Origin of the sequence: Colwellia sp. BRX8-7, from assembly GCF_014077275.1 — a bacterium.
Classification (GTDB): domain Bacteria; phylum Pseudomonadota; class Gammaproteobacteria; order Enterobacterales; family Alteromonadaceae; genus Colwellia_A.
Genome location: NZ_JACGVP010000019.1, coordinates 26,622 through 47,617 on the forward strand (window position 1 = coordinate 26,622; position 20,996 = coordinate 47,617).

A 20,996-nucleotide genomic window follows, 5' to 3' on the forward strand; every position below is an offset into this window, starting at 1 on the left:
TCTTTAGCCAGCATTGCATTAATCATTAATAAATTGATGCTAACCTACTTATAGCTTAAACTGTGCCAACACTATCTTGCTGATTAAGTTGTTGATTTTATATGGCTTATTATCTCTGGTTGAGGTGGGTGTTGTCTTTTGATTGCAAAATAAAAATAGGGTTTTCATTTTGCAATTCATTATGTCTTTATAAAATATCTTTATTATTTATAGATTTAACCTTCACAATTTGGGGAATAGAGTTGATAAAATAAGGAGCAGTCTAAGACAAGGCTAAAACTAACGCTATATCAAGGCGACTAAGAATTGATAGGGTTAACTTCTATTAGCCAAATTAGTTTTTCTTGAGTAAAACTTGAATTAACTTTTTGCGTTGTGATAAAACCAATAAGCCAAAGGTAATGAATAAAAACCCAGCTACAGCAACAACAAAGGCAATGATATTTTTAGGACTACCTTGTTTCATTGGGTAAGAGGGGGTTGTCAGCATTTGCAATACCGGATACGAGGCAAAAATGTCTGCTTTACTTGCTTCTAATCTTGCTGCTGCTGAGGTAAAAATAGCTTCTGCCATATTAAATTCTCTCTGTAACCGCTCTAATTCCACTATTTCTCTTGAGTACACCTTTAATTGGTCACCGAGATGTTCAACAGAACGTCCTAAATCAGCAAACATTGAATCTTGGCCTTTTTGTTTTGCATAAGCGGCAATTAAGTCAGCGAATAACTCAGCCCGTTTTGGGTTCAAATCCAAATTTAAGGAATTGAATATCTCACTTGAATTAACACCGTACATTTCACTGCTTCTCTGGTTTATCGCAATTCGGGTAAAGTTTAATCTTTTTTGTTGTGCTTTCACTTTAGGGTGATTAACACCCCATCGAGAGCTATATTCGGTGAGTTGAGTGATACTTTCTTTTAATTCGGTAATATAAGCTTTGAATTCAACGTCTGATTGCAGGGCGAATGCTTGTCCTGCTAATTTGGGTGAAACCCCAAGCTCTTCACTTAATTGATAAATATATTCTTGTAATTGCTTTGTTTCAGCTTTCACATAAAGTCGTTTTTCTTTAACACCGGATAAGGTTTTAACCAATTGATTCATTTGATCGGTTGAAACAACAATGGATCGCTGTTGGAAATCAACAATAGCATTACGGGTTATATTCATTTTTTCCCGGTATTGGTCAAGAACATGGTTGATACTTCGGTCTCGTCGTAACACTTCATCGGCGCGAAGATTACTCAACTCGTCTTGTAAAGATTCATAGATGGCAAAGGTTTTTTCTTGTGCTAATTTTGAGCTGCCAGCATTCATCGACAATGAAATAATAGAGGTTTGCTCGGTGAGCTTAATTTTTGGCTTACCAAGTTCATCAAGCGAAATATTTAGTTTTTCAGCAGCACGCCCCCTAACACCTCGACTTGATAGCATCTCTTTATAATTAACACGTGGGTTAAAGCCACCACCAGAAAAAGGGGTGTTAGTTTGTGAAACAACTTGGCCGACATTATCCAGTGATACACTGTTACTGCTACCTGTTCCAGGTAATACCATTTCCATATCACTGGTAAATGACGGAGCCTTATTCAAATAAAGCATAATAAGCAATGCAACAACTAAATAACAAGCTAAACCAATCACTAAATAAGGGCGCTTTAACACTGAGTATATTCTTGCTCTGAATAGGCCAAATGACGTTAACGTTACGATAGGATATTTCATAATTCACCTATAACAATTTAATAGGAAGCAGGATGTCGACAACTGTTTTGGCGATATCACGAAAGTTAGTAATATCTGAGTCATAACAGGCAACGGCGTCATTAGGCATTAAGTAAGGGTTAATATTGCCTTGATTTGGTGTCGTCATTAACGCTTCTACAGAGCGCTCAATAACTTGTGTTTCACCGGTAATTGGATTTTTACTCGCAAGAACTACTCGACGTGGTGCATTGGTCCAATCTTTACCACCGACACAATTAGCAGAAACCGCTGCTTGTAATAAGCGTGTACCATAGGGCAGGTTGGTTGAATATCTACCTACGGCTGCACTTGCATTATCTCCAGCTGAATCAATGAGGTTAGACATAAAAACACGAAATCCCTTAGGTGTAATTAAGCTAGGTCTGACTAAGTGTGCTTGAAAACAACCGGTACTGGGTACGATAATGCGGTCACCTGCTACTAATGGATAATCCTTAACTAATTCTCCAGAGAGCATCCCTGTCATATCTATTTGAACCTGCCAGCCTTTCCGCAGTAAAATTATTTGATCTAATTTTGCATCAGGTCGAATACCCGAAGCTCCTCTGATCGCTTCAGACAATAATCGCGTCGTTGAATAATCACCAAATGCATCTAAATGTTCGGTATTTTGAATACCATTTGGTTTCTTATTAATTAATACCGTACCAGGTTGAAAAACTGCACCTGCCACAGAAACCTCAATTGATGACCAATTTAATACGTATATGGTAACGCTAGCACTAGAGGGGTGAAATATTTCTGCTCTAATTAAGGCTAATTCAATTTTGGTTTCTAATTTATTGGTTGTCGCACCGCCTGCTGAAACAACACCTATAATAGGTAGTTTTACATATCCCGCGTTATCAACAATATAACGGCCATTAAAACCTTTACCATCTTCAATAAGCACTTCAACTAAATCCCCAGGACTTAATAATAAACCTTGCGCAAGAATAGGGTCATTCTCTGCTGAAGCTTTCATGTTTGACGAATGTAAATTTAATGGCTTGTCTGTTCTATAATTTAGGGCTGCGCCCATGTCTTGAAACTGACTACAATTTAATCCATCTGAAAATAGCGTTTTAGGTGCTTGCTCATGAATAAAGTCATCACCATTGTCAGCTGGCGTGCCATAAAATCTAAGTGCAGACTTATCAATATTTACGGATGAGTGCTTAGCACACCCCTGTAAAACTAAAATTCCAATGAGCGCGATAAGCGCTGGCATTATTTTGTAATTTTTAGGTGGGTGAAACGACATTGAATTCTCCATAACGATTTTAACTCTCTACACCGTTACTGCACTTAACGTACCAATTGATTTTCTTTACTTTACTTGTTGTATTTTATATGTTTTTTGTTTTTAAAAAAGATGAGTTTGCAATTTGCAATAGGCTATATCTATTTTGCAAAAGTCTTTGTATACAAATAAATAGATAATTCGCTGATAAAAATAAAAAAAGTGAATTGATTATGCGTTAATCAATTCACTTTACTGTTACTTTTAAGCCATCTTATACTTTAGGTAAATGTTATAGGTTGTTTCAACTAATAAGCACCTTTGGCCATTAATACAGCTGGAATGGTCAAGGCTATTATTTTACAGTCCATTAAAAAACTTTGTTGCTTAATGTAACATTTGTCTAACTGTAATTGTTCTTCAAAATTAGTGTCTGCGCGACCAGATACTTGCCATAAACCGGTTAATCCAGGCTTAGTAAATAATCTAGGTTGGATAAAATTATCATATTCATAAGTTTCAATTGATAATGCGGGTCTTGGGCCTACTAAGCACATATCCCCTCTAACAATATTAAATAATTGTGGTAACTCATCAATAGAATATTTTCTAATAAATTGGCCAATCTTGGTAATTCTAGGGTCATTAATGTACTTCTTACAAACACCTTTACGAGAACTTTGAGAAGGGTCTGGTTCTTTAAAAAGTGGGTCAGATTTTAAATACATTGATCTAAATTTATACATTTTAAAATGTCGACCATTTTCACCCACTCTAGTTTGATAAAATAACGCACCACCCAGACTTTCTGTTTTAATTAAAATAATCAGGATTAGCAGTACTGGGCTAATGAGTATTAACGCAAGTAGGGCAATACTTTGCTGTAAAATAACTGGAATGCCTTTGTGTTGGTAATTTATAACAATAGCTTTGTGTGTTTTAGTAAATAGCGCCTGATTTTTAATTTTATTTAATATTTGAATAGTCATTATTTTACTCCAGTATTTACTAAGCCAAGTAAAAAGGTTCTATATAAAAAAAGTGGGTTACCAATAACATAACGATTAAATTTTTCACGAGGTTCTTGCATTAAGCGCCAAATCCACTCCATCCCCATTTCTCTTAACCACATCGGCGAACGTGAAATACTGCCAGAATAAAAATCAAATAATCCACCTACGGCTAATGCTGTTTTACATCGTAATTGGTCTCTGTGCTCAAGTAACCATTGTTCTTGTATAGGTGAGCCCATAGCAATTAATAAAACGTCGCAACCACTTTTATTTATTGTGGTGATAATTTTTGAGGTACTCTCAGTGTCGTTATAACCATGCTCGGTGCCTGCAATATTGAGTCCTGGAAATTGAGCGCTTAATTCATTTGCTGCTTGATCTGCAATCCCTGGCTTAGCACCGAAGAAAAATAAAGATTGACTACTTTCAACACAGTTTTTACAAAGATGAGGTAACATATCTGTTCCGTTATTGTTGCCATTAAGCAAGAAACCTGCTTTTTTTGCTGCTAATCTCATACCAGAGCCATCAGCGAACAATGCATCGGCTTTTGTTAGTTGGTTAAAGAAGGTTGGATTGCTAATCGACAAATTAATGGAATGCGCATTAATAAAAAAACCTATTTTCGTTTTACTTGTAGGTATATCACTACATGTTATCCATTCAACAGCTTCCGCCATTGAAGTATTTTTAACGTCTAAACCAAACAAAGATAAGTACTTAGATTCTTTAAGTCTTTTAATTTTTTGGCCATAAATAATAATCGAGATAAAACTTTTACTCATAAGCGCTAGATAATTAGCTAAGTTACCATTGAGTTGTTGTTCAAGAAGTTGCTCGGGCGTCATCACCGTTATCCCTGTTTTAAGGTGCAAGTCATAAAGACTAAAAATTCCTGTTTTACACTTAATTTGGTTAAGGACACAAAGCTGTATGTCGGGTGAAAGTCGATGAGTTAAGGGAATACCGCAAAAAGAAATCTTACCTAAACAAATATCAAACAAAACTGCAGTTTTTACCCAAAGGCCACAACTAAAATGGTGTAATGTTACCTTTCTGCTTAAGGCATCAGTCTTGTATTTTTTTGAAAATAAGTTTCTTCTTGTCGTTATCGCCAAGGTTATATTTAACAGGAAACAGGGAAGCAGTATTAATATAAGGATCAGTGCTATGGGCTTATCGACAATGTTGCCACGGTATTGATGCTTAATGGCATCGAGGTGTGTAAACGATTGAGTTTTTGTTTGTAGTGAAATTTTAGTTTTTATCATTTCAGCTAACCTAAATTATTATTAGTTAACGTGTACAGTGCTTAAGTTGTGCCAACTTGATTTTTGCTTTATGTGTCTGTTTTATAATTATTTTATTTTTTGGTGGCTGATTTTTAAAAAAAAGAGAAGTACTGAATTGCAAAATAAAAATTTAAATTATCATTTTGCAATTTATTTTAAGATGCTAACAACGGACTAATTTTGGATAAAGCGATAAGATGATATTTGTTTCTCGCGACAGGTCGTCTTCGTTACTTGCTGGAACTGACGTTGGTTGTTTTCTATTAACAAAGGCTAATATGCGGGCAGAGAGAGCGAAAACAATTTTATGAAATAAATTATTGATAATGCTGGTGCGCATAGGGCCACAATTGCTGTGTCGAATATAGTCACTTAAGTCATAGTCAAAAGTATTATTCCATTTTTGTTCGATCTCTTTTATAAAACTCACCCCTTTACTTAATTCTATGACATGACCGTTTTCACCCCAGCCAACCTTGTTTATTTTTTGTATGCTAGCAAGTCTGGAATCAATAATACTTGTCAGCCATGCAATGGTTTTTTTATTATTCAGGGCAATGAGTACACCAGAATTAAAGCGATTAGAATAACCTTTGGCCATATAAATATATTTTTCATCTTCTACTATTGTTTTTAAAGCGGGGCAATTATCATTTACCACTGTATCAGCATCTAAAAATATAACGGTGTCATATCCCGAGAGTAAAGCTGTTCGCATTAGCGTTAACTTAAGCCAACAGCACTCTACACCTAATTTAGAAATATAAGGCCGAGTTACCGCTTGATGGCAGTATCCTTGCTTTTTAGCATAGTTTTTGTGTGTTGCTAGTTCTTTGTTATACATCAACTGGTAACCATTTAAGGCAATGCTGAGTACTAATGTTGTATTGGTCATACATGTCACCTTTACTGCAAATGGGTTAATAACTTCTCTATCTGTGAAAAGTACTCAACTAAGTAACCTGCAATAACTACTCCATTATTGATAAACCGCTCTTCTAATGGGCTAACAGCGAGTAAGAAAGTATTATATAGATAAAGATGGTGAATTTTTTTGGGGCTGTTGCAAAATGCGAACTTACCTTGATAAATATTATAAGTGACAAAGTTTATGCTGATGCTAGCAAATAAAGGCATCTAAACCAACACTTTATAGTTAAAAGGTTGGTTTATGAAAAAAGTGTCGCGTGTTAGTTAATCGGTGGATTTGCAAGCGGTAGGCTTATTTTAAAACATGTACCAACACCGACTTCACTCGTGACTGTAATTGTACCGTGATGCTTTTCAATGATGCCATGTGATATCGGCAAACCTAAACCAGTACCTTCGCCAACAGGTTTACTGGTATAAAAAGGATCAAATATTTTTAATATGTTTTCTTCACTTATTCCTCTACCATTATCTTGCACGTAAATAATGACGCTATCTTGCTCTTGGGTTGTTGTAATGGTCAATATCCCATGGGTTGAGCAGGCATGTGAAGCATTCATAAATAAGTTAATAAAGACCTGATTTAAATCATATGGTTGCCCAATAACGTCACCACAATCAGAAAGTTCTAGATTAATGGCCATAGAGTATTTTATTTCATTAGCAGATACTTTAATGCATTCTTTAATGCAGTCATTAATACTAAAAGCGGTAAAGGCTTCATCTCCTTTATAAGAGATTTTCTTTAAATTTTTAACTATGTTTTTAACGCGCTCTACTCCTTCAATGGTATCGGCTAACAGAGAAGGAATGTCAGTTATTAAATAGTCAGCATCAATTTCTTTACGCATACTTTGATATTGTTGCAACATTGAGTCAACGTTATCTTTGAGAGGTAAATTATCTTGTATAATTTTGTCGAGTTTAAAAAATTCAGTAATATTTTCAGATAAATAAAAGAGGTTACTGTACGAGTAAGCAATAGGATTATTAATTTCATGCGCAATACCAGCCGTAAGTTGTCCCAGTGAAGACATCTTTTCCGATTGGATAAGTTGTGCTTGGGTTGTTTTTAATTCTGCAACAACCCCTTCAAGGTTTAAAACATTTTCGTATAATTGTCGTGTTTTATCCTCAAGTAGCTTTTCCGCCAACTGTCGTGCCTTTTTTTCGCGGGTATAGGCAGTTTTATACGCGTCTTCTTTAGTCATGTTAATCCTTGAAAGATATTACTAATTTACATTTCTTGGCTCCATCATGCATGCATTCAGGGTGTTTAATTACAATAGCTTGTTTAAAGTGTTGAGCAGCACCCGAAATTAATCCTTCAGAAAGATGGCATAACTTGCGCTTAGATTGATAAAACATAATTAAATCGCCATTAGGTTTTTCATCGAATTTAAAACTTGGTAAGTAAGAATCTGGATAAACACGCTTTACTTCCTTGTGAATAACACCTTCAATACAAATGAGAAAATCTTTTAAATTATCAATATGTGATAAGTTAGCAGGGCTACGATTAAGTAAATGGATAAATAAATATTCACCAAAGGTGCGAACTAACGTGGGCGGATCTATTTGGGTTAATGTCGATAGTTCAGCAACAAAAGACATTATTTCGGAGTCTTCATACTGCATACTGTTAGTATAAATACCTTCAGAATTTGGTTTTACTTTATCTAACAACTCATTCCATGCAGATATGCCTAATTTTTCAATGACCATTTCGGAAAATATGGTGTATATAGAACCTTGCATGGCCATTTCCTTAAATTATGATAATGATTCAATAACAATCTTAAATTGGTGTTTTTGATTAATCTCGTATTCAATTAACTTATTAATTGTGTGTTCGGTAAACTCATGTCCTTCAGCTAAAATAAGCAAGTTATTTGCAGAAAACAAACCATATTTTAATATCATGTTGGGTAAAAGTTGTCGTGTCGTTAAGCCTTTTTCAGAAATATTATCAATAACTAATTCGGGGTTGGCCATTAATATATCTAAAACTTCTTTGGCATATTTAATACCTTTCGATTTATTTAACGCGACCAGTACTTGCTTATGATCTAGCCTTTTAACATCAATCTTACCGCAAGAAAATCGCCAATAATCTCTTGCAACACTTATTATTTTACAGGCAAGCAATGTTTTACTATTAACTTTATTTTTTAGTTCTTCTAGTGAATGAAATTGGTAGGTTAGTATTGCTTTTACAGCATTTAAACGTTGCGCTGGCGAGAGAATTTGTTGAGCAATATCTCCCTGAGTCAAAAAAATCTTTTTTTGTTCGAAATTGAGTAAATTAAAGGGGGTACAAACAATGGTCGAATCAAACCCTAACAATCCAATTTCGTTGAGAAAACCTGATAAGCAAATATCATGCAATGCTTCTTTATCTAGACAGAGCTTTTCTCCTAATCGACCGGCTAATTGTGCTACATTTTTCGCAAAATCAGCATTAAGATCAGGACTGATCGCAATGAAGTTAAATAACATTTTCTCACAGGCTTTATTGTCTTGTTCATTTCTTGTTAATGACGTTCTAATTTGTTTGGTGCGTAAATTTACTTTTCCCTCTAAGTCATGATTTAAGCTTTTAAGTAATTTATTTTTCTTTTCAATTTTACGTTTTAGATTATAGTTTTCCTCTTTTAAATGGGTGATCTCCAAACCTTCTTCAACAGCATTAATTAGGTCATTATTATTCCAGGGTTTATTGATAAAACGATTGATTTTACCTAAATTAATTGCAGCCACGGTTGATTCAAAATCAGCATAACCACTTAATACTATTCGGTAAGTGTCTGGGTGTGAATTAGCAACTATTGCTAATAACGCTGCGCCGTCCATTTCAGGCATTCTCATATCAGAAACAATGATATCTACGTGCGTTTTCTCTAAAATTTCTAGTGCGTTTTGAGCACTATTAGCAATAATGACATTATATGACTTGCGGTGAAATAAACGTTGCAAAGTCCTGAGTATAATTCGTTCATCATCAACACATAAAACAGTCATATCTGAATACAAAGCATTTTGGGTACTACTATCTGACATAATCTCTCCCTACAAACTTTACAACTGAAATAAATAGTTTTAATGATGTTAATTATAACGACCACTATATTATCTATTTTTTACTTTATAGTGATAAATAATATATATATTATAGCTATAACGGTTATTTATTCAAAAATTATTGATATTATTATAATTAATAAGTCAATTTACCTTAACAATATTTGTAATTGTTGAGGCGATACCTTAAGTTTTAAATGTGGAATAAAAATAGTTATAGCTAAATGTAACACTGTTTTATAGAAAAGTTATTGGGCATTAGTCTTGATTTTAAGGAAAAAAATGCAAAATTTGAATAAATCGGTCATTTTATTTGTTGACGATGAACCCGCTATTTTAAGATCGCTACAACGTATTGCGGGTAAAGTGGATGCGACTATTTTAACAGCTGCTAGCGGCGGTGAAGCACTTGAGGTGATTAAAAAATGTCATGTTGATGTCATTGTTTCTGATATCAATATGCCCAATATGGACGGCAATCAATTACTTGAACAAGTTGCTCAAATTTCACCTGAAACTGTTCGTATTGTTTTAACGGGCTGTGACAACATGGATATGGTACTTAATGCGATTAATTCAGGGCACATTTGGGGTTTTTTACATAAACCTTGGGATAATTTCGAACTTATTGTTAAGTTAAAGCAAGCATTACACCTTCAGCATATACTTGCTGAGCGTACCTTAATGCGAAGAACAATTGATCAATACCAAAAATATCATAAAGCAAAATTTGAAGGCTTTATTGGTGATTCAATTCCGATGCAATTTGTTTATTCTTGTATCGAACAAAGCGCCCCCAGCAGTGCCTCTGTATTTATTACTGGGCCTAGTGGCTCAGGAAAAGAAGTTGCTGCACAGGCAATTCATCGCTTAAGTAAAAGAAAAAACGGACCTTTTATTGCGCTCAACTGTGCCGCTATACCCTCAGAACTGATGGAATCAGAAATTTTTGGTCACATCAAAGGAGCATTTTCTGGTGCTGTTTCAAATCGTGACGGTGCAGCGTCATTGGCCAACGGCGGCAGCTTATTTCTTGATGAAATTGGTGAAATGGATATCAGTTTACAGGCTAAATTATTACGTTTTATTCAAACCCGTTGTTTTCAAAAGGTCGGTAGCGGTAAAGAAGAAAAAGTAGACATTCGTTTTATCAGTGCAACCAATCGAGACCCTCAAGTTGCCATTGATGAAAAGAAACTACGTGAAGATCTCTTTTATCGGCTCAATGTCATTTCTATTGTGTTACCCGCTTTAAATGAACGTGGTAGTGATATTGTGAAGTTAGCTGAATATTTCTTAAGTCACTTTAGTAAAATTGAAGAAAAAGTTTTTGTGGGTTTCTCAACTAAGGCTGAGGCATTAATTACATCATACTCTTGGCCAGGTAATGTTAGACAACTGCAAAATATTATTCATAGCGCAACAATTATGTCTGAAGGACCCTTAATTTCTGAACAAGTGATTGTTCAGCAACTTGGTCAGCAGTTTAAGCAGCCTGCTCTTGCAACACCTCCCCCGCAAAAAGCGGTTGCCTCGGCACAAGATGATATAAATATGCAGACACCGATGCTCAATACAGCTAATTTAACACCTTCAATAATTACCTTAGCTGATGTCGAAAAGTATGCCATTGAACAAGCGATTGCCTTGTGTGAAGATAACATCGTCAAAGCGGCCAGTGAACTAGGTGTGAGTCCATCAACGCTTTATCGAAAAATTCAGCAATGGCAAGTACCAACGCTAGATTAATACCATTTTTAATTTGCAAAAAGCGCGGGTAATTTTTTTTCAAAGTGCAAATTATTATCAGTACATCACCTGGGTATAAAATAAAACTCATAATAATCAGTGTATTAAAATAATTCAAACATTGGAACGAAACTTGATTGTATCATTGTTAACGATTTAGCAATGATAATTTAGGAGTGTTCTAGTGCAGTTAATGTCTTTATTTAGGACGCAAGTTAATGCGGTAATTGAGCTGTTATCAAATACTATTTGGTTACTTAGCGCAGAGTTTGTTGCTAAAGTCTCTAGAATTTTCACTATCGTTGTACTTGCCGCACAATTATCGCCAATCTCTTATGGTACAGCTATGTTAGCGCTGGCCTTTCACGATGTCTTTGCATTAATATTACGAGCCGGTGTAGGTAGTCAAATTATTAACTGCAAACAAGCGCAAGTCGCTTGTTTTGCAAAAAGTGGTATAGTCATCCAATGGGCTATCTGTCTTACTATCGCCATAGGTCAGTGGAGCTCTGCAGACTTTCTATCGTCACTTTATGACAATGATAATATTGCCTCATTACTAAAAATAATGGCTGTAATTTATCTGCTCTATCCTTGGGTGAGTGTAAAAATATTTTTGTTGCAGCGCGATAATAAAATGCGTTGGTTTAGTATCAGAAATGGTGTTTGTGTCATCATCGAAAATGTATCTATAGCGGTAGCAGCTTTACTTGGGGCTGATATCTTTGCTGTTGCTTTGGGTAAAATTGCCTTTTCACTGTTTTGGTTGTTGCTATTTTCATTCGCACCGGTTCAATCATATGGGGTTGGTTTTGATAAAACTGTAATCAAGCACATGTTAAGAACATCAGGAAAGCTTTTTAATACGGAATTTTTACGTGGAATTCGAGTTCATGCCGATACTTTTATTGCCGGTAAGTTACTAACCCCTGAGTTGTTTGGTTTTTATAGTTTTGCAAAAAATGCTGGGGTAGGTTTAAGTCAGTCAATTAACCAAGTTTATATGGCTGCTTTATATCCTTATATTTGCAAGTTAGCACGGCAAGGGCAGTTATTAGCACAACAAAAGAAAATATTTGCTCTTTCATTATCCATTGGTTTTTTATTCGTTTTTCAGGCCTTAATTGCTCCTATTTATGTACCGATTTTGTTCGACGATAAATGGTTGTCAGCTGTACCTATCATCACAATATTATGTTTAGTGGCATTACCTAATTTAATTATTGATATTTTTTGTTGTTTTCAGCGAGCAACAGAGCAATACCACCTTGAAACCTTTACTCGTTTAGTTTGCCTGTCAGTTTCTTTACTCACGCTCATTATTATGATGCCAAAAGAGCCAATGGAATTTGCCGTTGTTATCTTTTTTAACAATCTATTTTGCTTAATCCCCATTTACTTAATTAATGTTCTAAAACCCTTAAATTATAACCTACGCACTTTATTTAATAGGAATAAATCACATGAAATCTAACGCAGTTCCAATAGTGTCAGTTATTATTCCAATGTATAACGTTGGAAAATATATTGAACAAAGTATTAATAGCGTTCTTAAACAAACCTATCATCATTTTGAAATTATTTTAGTCGATGATGGTTGTACTGATGATACCTTAAATAAAGTGAATAAATTTACAGACCCTAGAATTAGACTTATTCACCAAACTAATCGAGGTTTGTCTGGTGCAAGAAATACCGGTATAGATGCGGCTCGTGGTTTGTATGTTGCTTTGCTCGATGCTGATGATTACTGGGCTAAAGATAAATTAGTAAAGCATATCAAGCATTTATCAGCAAACCCTAAGGTAGGAGTAAGTTACTGTCCGTCATTGTTTGTTAATGAAGAAGGCGCAGTTTTGGGCGTTGGTCAATTTCCTAAGCTTAGCAATATAACTAAACAACATATTTTTTGTCGTAATCCAGTAGGTAATGGCTCATCGCCAGTGATTAGAATAGCGTTATTAGCTGAAATTGGCTATTTTGGTGTTAAAAGAGATAAATATCGAAAAATGTATTTTGATGAAAGTTTGAGACAATCTGAAGATATCGAATTATGGACTCGCATAGCATTAACCACTACATGGAAATTTGCTGGTATTGCCAAACCTTTAACTTATTATCGAGTTAACTATACTGGCCTTTCAGCAGATGTTGATAAGCAGTATTCAAGTTGGCAACATGCCGTTATGCTAAACCAAGCTTCTGATCCAACCTTTTTCAAACAGTTTTATAGCTTAGCAAGGGCATACCAGCTTCGTTATTTAGCCAGACGGGCGATACAGTCTGAAAGTAAACTGACAGCTTTTAAGCTTATTCATCAAGCAATTTTTTGTAATTACAGGATCCTTTTTCAAGAGCCTAGTCGCACGATAATGACGTTAGGCTGTGCTTGGTTAAAGTTTTTACCGAGCAAGCTATATCGGCGAATAGAGAAGTTTGCCATGTTAAATTTTGGCAATAGTTCAATTAAACAATAAGGTTAAAAGTGTAATGAAGACCTATAATCTATATCAGTTTTTGTACTACTTATAATAGTTAATTAGAGGCACTATGGCGCGTAATAATAAATCAGATGATAGCTCAAAAGTTAATCAGCTATTAAGTGGCATGGATAAATCTGTTGCAGAAAGTTTCACTTATAAACAACGTAAAGCATTACAAAAAAGCATTAGTACGCAAGACTGGCGAAGTCACAATGTAGATTTTAGACCTACATTAGCATTGCCTTTTCTCCCTTGGAGTTTCTATATTGTTTTTCTAGTGGGTATTAATAGAAGGGGGCTTACACACACTGAACGTTTTATTGCTTTTGCTATGTTTTTATTATTTATATTCGTCTTTGGTTTAGCCATGATTGGTTGTGTGTTTTTGTTAATTTATTTATTAAAATCATGGTTAGGAATAGATATTTTTCCAAACGAATCTTTAGGTATTTGGGATGCATTCAAAAATCTTTTTTAGCGATTTTACGCAAAGTAAATGCTTTAACAGGCATAATGATAGATTTGTATATAACATTGCTTACAGCTTGATAATGCTATCTGTTAGTTATTAAGCCGTATGTATCACTTGCCAGATACACTTAGTTGATTAACCATGACTGAATAGCATCTCTGTCTGGGATAGAACCGCTATGTACATTAACATCATTAATTAAAACTGCCGGGGTAGTCATTACGCCATATTCCATAATAACTTCAGGGTCTGTTTCTTTTATTACCTGAACATTAATATTCAATTCTTTAGCTATTTTAGAAATTTTTTCAATAGTCTTTATACATTTAGTACAGCCAGTACCCAGTACTTTTATTTCTTTCATAATATTTTCTCTTTAGTTAGGTGTTAAATAAAGGGGCTTAAAAAATTAAATGTCCAACCAATTAAAGTAAATGCACTAAGCAATAGGATAAAAAGAATCGCCAATAACCGCCATTGCATGACTTGCTTTAATAAGATAAATTCAGGAAAACTTGCAGCTACAGTACTCATACAAAAAGCCAGTGTGGTACCTACAGGAAGACCTTGTTTAAGTAAACTTTCCATGACAGGAATAACACCAGTCGCATTAGAATATAAAGGTATGCCAAGTAAAACTGCAGAAGGGACTGACCACCATTGCCCATCGCCTAAATGCGCTTGAATCCAACCGTTGGGAACAAAACCATGTAAAGCTGAGCCTAACCCTACACCTACGATGACCCATTTCCATACTCGTCCAAAAATTTCGCTGAGCTCTTCCTTTGCAAAAGTATGTCTTTGTTTTAACGATAATATTGCAGATTGTTCAATTTTAACTCTTACCGTGTTTTGACCGCGTTGTAACGCTTTGGCGGCAAAAGATTGCAACCAACGTTCAGCTTTTATGGCATCAAGAAAAATACCGCCTAATATGCCAACAGACATCCCAACCACAATGTAAAGCAGGGTAAATTTCCATCCCAATAAACTAAGTAACAGCAATACTGCTACTTCATTTATCAGTGGTGATGTAATGAGAAATGACATCGTTATACCCACAGGGATCCCTGCTGATGTAAAACCCAAAAATACCGGAATACTCGAGCAAGAACAAAACGGCGTTATTGCGCCAAAACTTGAGCCAAGTAAATAACCAACCCCTGAATGTTTACCGGCTAAATAATCACGAATACCTTCAACATTCATTGACGCTCTTAATAAAGCAATAGCGTAGATCATTATCAATAACAAAAAGAATATCTTAGTGGTGTCTTCGATAAAAAAATGTAGGGCATCGCCTAGTTTTGTTGTTCTAGATAAGCCAAATATATCAACAACTAACCATGTGGCTAAATCGGTAAATATCTCAAACATAAGCTGTCCTATCGAGGTGGATAATAAGTAATAAAATAAGTTCGCTAAGGTAGTATGGATTTTGTAACACGGTTTTAAACAGCCTTGACGGTAAAATTTAAACCGATAAAAGACAATAATAAGCGATTGATATACTCATTATTATAATAGTACAGCGTTGTTATACTTTGACTTAAGTCAGGTTATCGCTAATTATTGCCGATAAAAAGACGGTAGTATTAGTAGGTGAGTTCGTTGAGGATCGATATTTTCCCTTTGAGCTATTTTAGGCGTTAGGCAAAGGGTATATCTAGCAATAAGCGTCTTTAAACGCCGGGTGTTGCTTGAATCACTTTATTTCTAAGCCATTTGTTAGCGGGTTCAAAGTCGAGGTTTGTATGCCAATAAAGATGCATATCAATATCAGGTAGTGTCACAGGTAATGGGTATATAACCAAATCGAGTAATTGCGCGTACATTTTAGCAGTTGTTTCTGTTGCCGTAAGCAACATATCGTTACCAGCTATAACACGACATGCTGAAAATGTATGCTGACAACGCAAACCTATTTTACGTTGTAATCCAAGACGAGCTAATTCGAAATCCTCAATGCTTGGTCCTGTAGAACGCGACGACACTAAAATATGGTCCATCGCCAAGTAGCTTTCTAAATCGAGTATTGCGTTAATTTGTGGATTATTTTTACGTGCAATAACGACTAATTTATCTTTTTCTAATTGGGTGTGTAATATATTGTCGCTAACGGGTAATAAAGTATCTATGGCTAAATCAATGTCGCCGCTGGCGAGTTTATTTTCCAGTTCATGGCGATTAACTCGGCGGCTACTTTGTATATTTACCCAGGGCGCTTCTTTATGAATTCTCTGTATCAAAGGCGGCAAGTAAGAAGCTTCTAAGGCAACGTGCAACGAAATGGTAAAACTTTTGCGCGAGGTCATCGGTTGAAATTGTTTTGACTGTGCTAAACATATTTGTAATTGACGTAAAGCTTCACGAACATCTGCAACTACATTATTAGCCACTACAGTAGGCCGCATTTCATTGCCTTGTCGCACAAAAAGTGGATCGTCAAAATGTGCGCGTAATTTACTCAAAGAGTGACTCACTGCTGGCTGTGACAAATTCAGTGCTGATGCTGCTTTGGTAATATTGCCTTCGCAGTAAATGGCTTCGAAGACCACAAATAAATTTAAGTCGACTTTCATCGTTATATTTCAACCTAATTCGTAAAATAAGAAATTAATATTGCCATTCTATTCATAAAATGAATAGTTAATCATTAAGTTTATTATTTAATTTAATTAGGGTCATATATTTAATCAATCGTTATTATATTTTGGCTTCTTTATTTGTAAGATGAATAGTAGGTCATAATAACTATTCATTTGTTTAATTGTTGACTGGCAATTAATATCAATATATCGAAAAAACAGATGTTTAAAGAATATTAATAAGTGATGAAGATGATAATAAGCCCGCTATTAAAATCGCAACCTATTTCTGTGAAAGGGTAAACGCATGACGGCCATCTATCTTATACGTCACGGGCAAGCCTCTTTTGGTAAAGCCGACTACGACCTCTTGTCTGAAAAAGGCAGTGAACAATCGCGCTTATTGGGTAAGTATTGGCAAGCCATATCTGCACCAGAAAAGATTTACTCGGGTGATTTGCTGCGACATGGACAAACCCTAGAACATTTCTTACTGGGTTATGAAAGTGAACCATCACCTGTGATACTGCATTCAGGGTTTAATGAGTTTAATCATCAAGAATTGTTAACTTGTTATGATGCGCAATGGAAAGATTTTTCAAAAATGGCTACGATAATGAGTAAACAGCCGAGCGCAAATAAAGCTTTTCAAAAAGAGTTTGCTAATGCACTGCTTCGGTGGACAGGTGGCAACCACGACAATGAGTATAAAGAAAGTTGGAGTCAATTCAAAAAACGTTGTATTAGCGCATTACAAGATGTCATTAAGCAAGAGCTAACGGCAAGAAAAACTATTACACAAAATAATCAACATACAAACAATATTTGTATCTTTACTTCAAGTGGCACCATAGCTGTCATTATTCAGCATGTTTTAGGCTTATCTGATGAAAAAACATTAATCATCAATCAACAGTCACGCAATACTGGTGTTACTAAATTACTCTTTTCAGAAAAGAATTTAAGCATTGATTATTTTAACAATTATAGTCATTTGACCCTAGCAGGTGAAGACTGGGTTACGTTTAGATAATCGATAATATATTAACAATTAAGAAGGAGACTTAACATGAACAAGATTAACTTATTCGATCTAACAGGAAAAATCGCTTTGGTTACTGGCGCAAGTCGTGGCATTGGTGAGCAAATAGCTAAATTACTGGCGCAAAATGGCGCCCATGTCATTGTTTCTAGCCGTAAAGTTGAAGGTTGCCAAACTGTTGTTGACGATATTATTGCCGCAGGTGGCAGCGCTGAAGCTATACCTTGTCATATTGGAGAAATGGACCAAATAGAAAACATTTTTTCTTTGATTAAAGAACAACATGGCAAGCTTGATATTTTAGTTAATAACGCCGCGGCTAATCCCTATTTTGGCCATGTGCTAGATACTGATTTAAGTGCTTTTCAAAAAACAGTCGACGTCAATATTCGCGGATATTTTTTCATGTCTGTTATTGGGGCAAAGCTAATGAAAGAAAATAATGGTGGCGCTATTGTCAATGTGGCTTCTATTAACGGTGTTATTCCTGGTGACTTTCAGGGGATTTATTCCATTACCAAGGCCGCGGTTATCTCTATGACTAAGACCTTTGCCAAAGAGTGTGCTCAATTTAATATTCGAGTTAATGCTTTATTACCCGGCGGCACAGATACAAAATTTGCGTCAACATTAGTCAATAATCCCAAGATACTTGAACAAATGTTGCATCACGTGCCAATGAAGCGTATTGCGCAGCCTGAAGAAATGGCTGGCACTGTACTTTACTTGGTTTCAAATGCATCAAGTTACACGACAGGCACTGCGATTAACGTTGATGGTGGTTATCTAATTGGCTAGGCAATAAAGTGATTAACAAGGCTCTGGCAACCGTTGGCATTAATTTGTCTGCTGCAATATTTAGTATTAATAAATTTCAGGAAACACAATGAGTAATAATAATTCAGCCAAACTTTTTGAATCATTTTCATCAGGTGGACTCACGTTAAAAAATCGTACGGTTATGGCCCCGATGACTCGGACCTTTTCGCCTAACTATATTGCCAATACCGATGTTGCAAAATATTATCGACGCAGAGCAGAAGGTAATGTCGGTTTAATTATTACCGAAGGTACTTTTATTTCGCATAAAGCGGCTAATGGTTATGAGCGAGTTCCTGCTATTTTTGGTGAAGAAGCTTTAGCTGGTTGGAAACATGTTGTCGATGAGGTACATGCGGCTGGAGGTAAAATCGTGCCACAAATTTGGCATGTTGGCTCAGTGAGAAAAGAAGGTATTGGCCCTGATAAATCAGTACCTGCCTATAGTCCATCTGGCTTATATAAACCCGGTGCCCCCAATGGTATTGAAATGAGCCAAACTGATATTGACGAAGTTGTTGCTTCTTTTGCACAAGCTGCTCTCGATGCTAAAAATATCGGCTTTGATGGCGTTGAAGTTCATGGTGCTCATGGTTATTTGGTTGATCAGTTCTTCTGGGAAGGCACAAATCAACGTAATGATGGCTACGGAGGTTCATTAGAAAATCGTACCCGTTTTGGTGTTGAAATTGTTCAAGCAATTCGCGCCGCTGTTGGTGAAGATTTTCCTATTATCTTTAGATTTTCTCAATGGAAGCAACAAGACTACAATGCAAAACTTTGCCAAACACCCGCAGAGTTAACGACTTTTTTAACACTATTAAGTGATGCTGGGGTCGATATATTTCATGCGAGCACCCGCCGTTTTTGGTTACCAGAATTTGAAGGCTCGACGCTGAATTTAGCCGGATGGACGAAAAAAATAACCCATAAACCGGTAATAACCGTGGGCAGTGTTGGGCTCGACAGTGACTTCACCGGTGAAGGTAGTATGGACCTGGGTGGTGCTTCTAACCCAACTGGAATTGATGGTTTATTAACGCGCCTAAATAATGATGAATTTGATTTGGTTGCTATTGGCCGAGCGTTATTAGTCGATCCAGAGTGGGTTAATAAAATACGAGATAAAAAAGAAGACCAAATAGCCCCATTTAATAAAGAAGCGTTAATGAAGTTAAGTTAAATAAATTAAGTCAATTGTCGGTTGATTAATCAACTTTGAACCGACAATGATTTTTGAATATCGTGACAAAAAATTCTCACTGCACTCGTTAGTAAACGGGCGCTATTAAATTAAAGGGATCTCTCATGGATTTTGAATACAGTGACAAAGTTAACGCATTAATAAATCGTGTAAATTTATTTATGGATAAATATGTTTATCCTGCTGAACAGAAAATGCATGAACAAGTTGCACAAGAGCCTTGGTCAACACCGCCGTTAATGGAAGAGCTAAAAGCGAAAGCAAAAGCAGAAGGGCTATGGAATTTATTTTTACCTTTGAGTTATGGCAAATATAGTGCGGGTTTAACTAACTTAGAATATGCACCTTTAGCTGAAATTATGGGTAAAGTGATGTGGGCGCCAGAAGTGTTTAATTGTGCGGCTCCTGATACAGGCAATATGGAAGTTCTCGCTAAATATGGTAGTGAAGCCCAGAAAAAGCAGTGGCTAGAGCCGCTACTTGAAGGAAAAATCCGTTCCGCTTTTGCCATGACAGAGCCTGAAGTTGCTTCAAGTGATGCGACCAATATTGAATTACGTATCGAACGTGACGGTGATGAATATGTCATCAACGGTAAAAAGTTTTACATCAGTGGCGCGTGCCGTAAACAATGTGAAATTATGATCGTTATGGGTAAAACCGACCCCGACAATGAAAATCGTTATATTCAACAATCGCAAGTGCTAGTGCCAATGAGAACACCCGGTGTCACTATGGTTCGCCCAATGAAAGTGTTTGGCTATGATGATTCGCCAGAAGGGCATGCCGAAATTATTTTTGAAAATGTTCGAGTGCCTATCGACAATATTATTGTTGCTGAAGGTAAAGGGTTTGAAATCGCGCAAGGGCGTTTAGGTCCTGGTCGTATTCATCATTGTATGCGTTCGATTGGTATTGCTCAACGTGCGTTAGATTTAATGTGTAAGCGTGTTAATGAACGTATTGTCTTTGGTCGTCCGATGATAAAACAACAATCAATACGCGAAGATATTGCTATTTCAGCTTGTCAAATTGAACAAGCGCGTTTGATGACGTTAAAAGCGGCGCAAAAAATGGACCTTGAAGGTAATAAAGCGGCCAAAGATATTATTGCCATGATAAAAATAGTTGCACCGAATATGTCGCTTGACGTTATTGACCGAGCTATTCAATGTCACGGCGCGGTAGGGGTTAGTCAGGATACTTTTTTAGCGCATGCTTATGCGGCTCAAAGAACCTTGCGTTTAGCAGATGGTCCTGATCAAGTTCACATGATGCAACTTGGAAGAGATTTAGTAAAGAAATCGACATAACATTAAATGATTATTGAAAT

At 35.9% G+C, this 20,996-nt stretch carries 19 protein-coding genes; 8 read left to right on the forward strand and 11 right to left on the reverse strand.

Translation table 11 applies throughout. The annotated features are described in order from the left end of the window. Window positions 1–334: 334 nt before the first annotated feature. The 8 genes from H4J57_RS16635 to H4J57_RS16670 all read right to left on the reverse strand — a co-directional run bounded on the left by H4J57_RS16635 (window position 335) and on the right by H4J57_RS16670 (window position 9,285). Window positions 335–1,726 carry a hypothetical protein gene (locus H4J57_RS16635; RefSeq protein ID WP_182243651.1) on the reverse strand — a complete coding sequence of 464 codons (1,392 nt, stop codon included), beginning with the start codon at window positions 1,724–1,726 and terminating at the stop codon, window positions 335–337. Between the two features lie 7 nt (window positions 1,727–1,733). Beyond that, window positions 1,734–3,011 carry a polysaccharide biosynthesis/export family protein gene (locus H4J57_RS16640; protein ID WP_182243652.1) on the reverse strand — a complete coding sequence of 426 codons (1,278 nt, stop codon included), beginning with the start codon at window positions 3,009–3,011 and terminating at the stop codon, window positions 1,734–1,736. 287 nt (window positions 3,012–3,298) lie between these two features. Continuing rightward, complete coding sequence (locus H4J57_RS16645) at window positions 3,299–3,979, reverse strand: sugar transferase (RefSeq protein ID WP_182243653.1); 681 nt, start codon at window positions 3,977–3,979, stop codon at window positions 3,299–3,301. Next, complete coding sequence (locus H4J57_RS16650; RefSeq protein ID WP_182243654.1) at window positions 3,979–5,274, reverse strand: WecB/TagA/CpsF family glycosyltransferase; 1,296 nt, start codon at window positions 5,272–5,274, stop codon at window positions 3,979–3,981. The genes H4J57_RS16645 and H4J57_RS16650 overlap by 1 nt, the downstream gene beginning before the upstream one ends. A gap of 184 nt (window positions 5,275–5,458) precedes the next feature. Then, a complete protein-coding gene (locus H4J57_RS16655) occupies window positions 5,459–6,190 on the reverse strand; it encodes a glycosyltransferase (RefSeq protein WP_182243655.1) in 732 nt (243 codons plus the stop codon). Between the two features lie 295 nt (window positions 6,191–6,485). Next, window positions 6,486–7,436 carry an ATP-binding protein gene (locus tag H4J57_RS20305; RefSeq protein ID WP_182243656.1) on the reverse strand — a complete coding sequence of 317 codons (951 nt, stop codon included), beginning with the start codon at window positions 7,434–7,436 and terminating at the stop codon, window positions 6,486–6,488. A 1-nt stretch (window position 7,437) separates the two neighbouring features. Further along, entirely contained in the window at window positions 7,438–7,983 is a 546-nt protein-coding gene (locus tag H4J57_RS16665) for a heme NO-binding domain-containing protein (protein WP_182243657.1), read from the reverse strand. Between the two features lie 15 nt (window positions 7,984–7,998). Further along, window positions 7,999–9,285: a response regulator gene (locus H4J57_RS16670; RefSeq protein ID WP_182243658.1), complete on the reverse strand. Its 1,287-nt coding sequence runs from the start codon at window positions 9,283–9,285 to the stop codon at window positions 7,999–8,001. Between the two features lie 303 nt (window positions 9,286–9,588). On the opposite strand from H4J57_RS16670, the gene H4J57_RS16675 reads away from it, so the two are divergent. The 4 genes from H4J57_RS16675 (at window position 9,589) to H4J57_RS16690 (ending at window position 14,016) form a co-directional block, all read left to right on the forward strand. Then, window positions 9,589–11,055, forward strand: coding sequence for a sigma-54 dependent transcriptional regulator (locus H4J57_RS16675; protein ID WP_182243659.1), 1,467 nt, complete (start codon window positions 9,589–9,591; stop codon window positions 11,053–11,055). 193 nt (window positions 11,056–11,248) lie between these two features. Then, on the forward strand, window positions 11,249–12,529 hold the full coding sequence (locus H4J57_RS16680; protein WP_259366886.1) for an oligosaccharide flippase family protein: 1,281 nt from the start codon (window positions 11,249–11,251) through the stop codon (window positions 12,527–12,529). Next, window positions 12,519–13,532 carry a glycosyltransferase family 2 protein gene (locus H4J57_RS16685; RefSeq protein ID WP_182243661.1) on the forward strand — a complete coding sequence of 338 codons (1,014 nt, stop codon included), beginning with the start codon at window positions 12,519–12,521 and terminating at the stop codon, window positions 13,530–13,532. Before H4J57_RS16680 ends, H4J57_RS16685 begins: the two co-directional genes overlap by 11 nt. 73 nt (window positions 13,533–13,605) lie before the next feature. Next, window positions 13,606–14,016, forward strand: coding sequence for a hypothetical protein (locus H4J57_RS16690; RefSeq protein WP_182243662.1), 411 nt, complete (start codon window positions 13,606–13,608; stop codon window positions 14,014–14,016). 121 nt (window positions 14,017–14,137) lie between these two features. On the opposite strand, the gene H4J57_RS16695 is transcribed toward H4J57_RS16690, so the two are convergent. From H4J57_RS16695 to H4J57_RS16705, 3 genes are all read right to left on the reverse strand, one after another. Then, window positions 14,138–14,374 carry a thioredoxin family protein gene (locus H4J57_RS16695; protein ID WP_182243663.1) on the reverse strand — a complete coding sequence of 79 codons (237 nt, stop codon included), beginning with the start codon at window positions 14,372–14,374 and terminating at the stop codon, window positions 14,138–14,140. 23 nt (window positions 14,375–14,397) lie between these two features. Continuing rightward, window positions 14,398–15,387, reverse strand: a complete 990-nt coding sequence (locus tag H4J57_RS16700) for a permease (RefSeq protein ID WP_182243664.1) — start codon at window positions 15,385–15,387, stop codon at window positions 14,398–14,400. 305 nt (window positions 15,388–15,692) lie between these two features. After that, a complete protein-coding gene (locus tag H4J57_RS16705; RefSeq protein ID WP_182173488.1) occupies window positions 15,693–16,592 on the reverse strand; it encodes a LysR family transcriptional regulator in 900 nt (299 codons plus the stop codon). 313 nt (window positions 16,593–16,905) lie between these two features. On the opposite strand from H4J57_RS16705, the gene H4J57_RS16710 reads away from it, so the two are divergent. The 4 genes from H4J57_RS16710 (at window position 16,906) to H4J57_RS16725 (ending at window position 20,976) form a co-directional block, all read left to right on the forward strand. Beyond that, a complete protein-coding gene (locus H4J57_RS16710; protein ID WP_182243665.1) occupies window positions 16,906–17,631 on the forward strand; it encodes a histidine phosphatase family protein in 726 nt (241 codons plus the stop codon). 36 nt (window positions 17,632–17,667) lie between these two features. After that, window positions 17,668–18,438: an SDR family oxidoreductase gene (locus H4J57_RS16715; protein WP_182243666.1), complete on the forward strand. Its 771-nt coding sequence runs from the start codon at window positions 17,668–17,670 to the stop codon at window positions 18,436–18,438. Between the two features lie 88 nt (window positions 18,439–18,526). After that, window positions 18,527–19,642 carry an NADH:flavin oxidoreductase gene (locus tag H4J57_RS16720; protein ID WP_182243667.1) on the forward strand — a complete coding sequence of 372 codons (1,116 nt, stop codon included), beginning with the start codon at window positions 18,527–18,529 and terminating at the stop codon, window positions 19,640–19,642. A gap of 125 nt (window positions 19,643–19,767) precedes the next feature. Then, on the forward strand, window positions 19,768–20,976 hold the full coding sequence (locus H4J57_RS16725) for an acyl-CoA dehydrogenase family protein (RefSeq protein ID WP_182173479.1): 1,209 nt from the start codon (window positions 19,768–19,770) through the stop codon (window positions 20,974–20,976). The last annotated feature ends 20 nt before the right edge of the window (window positions 20,977–20,996 follow it).